The following is a 2522-nucleotide window of genomic DNA, read 5'->3' on the forward strand; positions in this document are numbered from 1 at the left end:
TGCCCTCGTTGTCCGCGAGGGTCTCGATCTGGAGGCGCTGGAGGCCGCGGACGACGAAGCCGTAGTAGCAGAGGGTCGCGACGACGTCCGTGCCGTAGCCCTTGCCGCGGGCGGCGGGGAGCAGGCCCACGCCGATGTGGGCGTTGCGGTTGTGGGTGTCGATGCCCCACAGGTTCGCCGTGCCGATGAGGGTGCCGCCGTCGAGCTCCACGACGGAGAAGGGCGCGAGGTTGTCCGGGGGGCTGTCGACGGCGAGCCGCGGATCCTTCGCCGTGACCGGCCGCCACGGGCCGCCCTCGGCGCGCGCGGCGTTGACCACGTTGTTGTAGAGCTCGGCCCGCAGCACCGGTATGTCGTCGTCGTGCCGGTCCCGGAGGCCGACCCTGGTTCCCCTCAGCATGCGGCCCTTCCTACCCCCGCGTGCCGGCCGGCGGCAAACGATTAAGGCGTGCCGTACGCGCGCCGGTTCCGCCTCGACGGGGCGGCCGGGCGTCCCGGTCGGCCCCGGGGCTACCCTGGGCGCATGGAGTGCTTCGCCGCCTTTCGTACGCGTCACTGAGGACCCCGCTCACCAGCGCCGTTCCACGGCCGGGAGCGGGGCGACCGATGCCCTTGTCCCGTCCGGGCGTCCAGCCCTCAGCCTGAAAGGCACACTCCCATGCGCATCCGCGCGTTCACCCCGCAGGACCTCACGGCCCTGACCGACCTGACCATCGAGACGTTCCGGCCGTTCTACGAGGAGTCCTTCCGCCCGCTGGTCGGCGAGGCCGTCTTTGCCAACCAGCACGGCGACTGGCGCGACGACTACCGTCGGCAGGTCCCCGGACTCCACGCCCCCGAGCGGCACCTGTACGTCGCGGTCGCCGAGGACGGGGCCGGCGACCGCGGCCTCGCCGGGTATGTGGCGTGGAGCGTCGACCCGGCCCGCCGTAACGGCACCGTCAGCCACCTCGCCGTCGCGGCCGGGCACCGCCGCCACCACGTCGGCACCGCCCTGTGCGAGCACGCCTTCGCCCGGATGCGGGACCTCGGCGCCGAGGTCGTCGAGATCGGCACTGGCGGCGACCCCTTCCACGCACCGGCCCGCGCCCTCTACGAGCGCCTCGGCTGCACGGCGCTGCCGACGGTCGTCTACTACCGGCGGCTCTGAGCGGAACGGCCCGGGGCGGGCGCGCCTTGCGTGCCCGCCCCGGGCGTCCCGTCACTCGGCGCGGACCGTGAACGCCACCGACGCGCCCAGGCCGAGCATGGCCAGGCCGCCGGTGCCGCCGATCACCGCCGCCCTGCGCGGTGACCGGCCCGGCCAGTCGCGTGCGGTGGCGGCGGTCAGGCCCCGGACGCCGTCGGAGAGCAGCTGCAACAGGGCGCCCGCCAGGCCGAGCACCAGCATCGGCGCGGTCGCGTGACCGGCCTCGCGGTCGACGAACTGGGGCAGGACGGCGGTGAGGAACACGACGCTCTCCGGGTTGGTCACCCCGGCCCAGAACCCCGCCCGGACCGAACCGGCCGTACCGCCCTAGCCCTGTGTCGTCCTGCCTGGTTCCCCGCTGTCCGGGTCCGCGACGGAGGCGGCGCGGCGTTTCCGGTTGAGGGTGATGAGCTCGTCGAGGGACTCGAGAGTACGCGTGAGCCCGGCGATGTGCGTGACCAGCTTGTCGCGTTCTTCGACCAGGCGGTCGAAAGCACTGTCGGAGGTGGCGGCGCTCGGCGATTCCAGGCAGGGAAGCAGACTGAGGATCGTCTGGCTGGACAGCCCCGCCGCGTAGAGACGCTGAAGGTACGCGACCCTGTCGACGCCTTCCTCGTCGTAGTGGCGATGGCCACCGGGACTGCGGCTGCTGTCGAGCAGACCCTGCTCCTCGTAGTAGCGCAGGGAACGGACGCTCACGCCGGTCCGCGCCGCCAGGTCGCCGATCCTCATCCGATCTCCGGTGTGTTCGTCGTCACAAACAGTTGAATCTCACATGGATGTGAGGTTCTAGCGTACCGGTCATGACGTACTCGAACCTGTCGGCCATCGGCGTCGACATCCAGCACGGCGTCGCGACCGTGACGATCGACCATCCTCCCCTCAACCTGCTCGACGGCACGCTCATCGCGGACCTGATGGCCTTCTCCGCGCAGGTCCGCGACGACGACACGGTCAGGGTCGTGGTGTTCGAGAGTGCCGACCCGGAGTTCTTCATCGCGCACGGGGACATGCACTTCCTCACCGATCCGGCCCTGATGGCCGCCGATGGCGAACTGCCGCCCGACACCAACGTGGTGCAGGCCGTGAACGAGGAGATCCGGTCGCTGCCGCAGGTCACGATCGGCAAGATCGCAGGCTTCGCACGCGGCGGCGGCAACGAGTTCGCCATGGCGCTGGACATGCGCTTCGCGGCGATCGGAAAATCCGCACAGGCGCAGCCGGAAACCCTGATGGGCATCTACCCGGGCGGAGGCGGCACGCAGTACATGACCTCCCTCGTCGGGCGCGCCCGCGCACTCGAACTGATCCTCGGCGGCGAGCTGGTCGACGC

At 71.3% G+C, this 2522-nt stretch carries 5 protein-coding genes; 2 read left to right on the forward strand and 3 right to left on the reverse strand.

Going from position 1 to position 2522, the window contains the following annotated elements; all coding sequences use genetic code 11:
- Nucleotides 1-400: GNAT family N-acetyltransferase (locus CCN29_RS33800; RefSeq protein WP_086686284.1), on the reverse strand; the 400-nt coding region annotated here is incomplete at its 3' end.
- A gap of 258 nt (nt 401-658) precedes the next feature.
- Between CCN29_RS33800 and CCN29_RS33805 the strand changes: the two genes are divergently transcribed.
- Nucleotides 659-1150 (forward strand): GNAT family N-acetyltransferase, encoded by a 492-nt coding sequence (locus CCN29_RS33805; protein WP_086686286.1) that lies wholly within the window; start codon nt 659-661, stop codon nt 1148-1150.
- Nucleotides 1151-1201: 51 nt separating this feature from the next.
- On the opposite strand, the gene CCN29_RS33810 is transcribed toward CCN29_RS33805, so the two are convergent.
- Both CCN29_RS33810 and CCN29_RS33815 read right to left on the reverse strand, forming a co-directional pair.
- Nucleotides 1202-1474, reverse strand: coding sequence for a lysine transporter LysE (locus CCN29_RS33810; RefSeq protein ID WP_086686288.1), 273 nt, complete (start codon nt 1472-1474; stop codon nt 1202-1204).
- A 42-nt stretch (nt 1475-1516) separates the two neighbouring features.
- Nucleotides 1517-1921: a MerR family transcriptional regulator gene (locus CCN29_RS33815; RefSeq protein ID WP_031019420.1), complete on the reverse strand. Its 405-nt coding sequence runs from the start codon at nt 1919-1921 to the stop codon at nt 1517-1519.
- A 71-nt stretch (nt 1922-1992) separates the two neighbouring features.
- Here CCN29_RS33815 and CCN29_RS33820 point away from each other — a divergent pair.
- On the forward strand, nt 1993-2522 hold a 530-nt coding region (locus CCN29_RS33820), incomplete at its 3' end, for an enoyl-CoA hydratase/isomerase family protein (protein WP_143661464.1).

It is taken from the genome of Streptomyces pseudogriseolus (genome assembly GCA_002154585.1).
In the GTDB taxonomy this organism is placed as follows: Bacteria; Actinomycetota; Actinomycetes; order Streptomycetales; family Streptomycetaceae; genus Streptomyces; species Streptomyces pseudogriseolus.